This window comes from Haloferax sp. Atlit-109R, from assembly GCF_003665865.1.
In the GTDB taxonomy this organism is placed as follows: Archaea; Halobacteriota; Halobacteria; order Halobacteriales; family Haloferacaceae; genus Haloferax; species Haloferax volcanii.
Window position 1 is genome coordinate 1 of sequence record NZ_QPLO01000015.1, and the last position, 473, is coordinate 473.

Here is a 473-nt window from a genome sequence, read left to right on the forward strand (position 1 = left end):
TAGTTGGTCTTCAGTGAACCCACGAGAGTTACCAGCATCACTCTCTGAGTTGAGTCGATACTTCACCTGGGACTTCGATAGCGATGTGTTGTCTGTGATAACAGTCACCGTGGCAGGCGCTTCTCCGAGCTCCGTTCCGTCGTACTCGTCCGGGTTGTCAGAGACATCTCTGACGATAGTTAGAAACTCGATATCTTCGATGCTTAGCTCGGACTCAGTACTCTCGGCCATCTTCTTGCCCCCTTGTTATAATCTTAGGGTGTTATATTTCACCCTATCCTAATAGGATAGCCTAACGCTATTACATCCTGTCCTAATACCTGTCCTAAGATTATACTATTCCTGTCCTAATAGTGCCATAATTTTATGATTCCCTGTCCTAACTTCTGTTGTAAAATTAGCCTACCCCTGTCCTAACCCCTGTCATAGAATTAGCTTACCCCTATCCTAAACCCTACCATAATTATCATACA

At 44.6% G+C, this 473-nt stretch carries 1 pseudogene; it reads right to left on the minus strand.

From position 1 onward, the window contains the following. A pseudogene (locus DVK03_RS19430) lies at positions 1-231 on the minus strand (hypothetical protein); the annotation flags it as partial. Positions 232-473 lie beyond the last annotated feature (242 nt).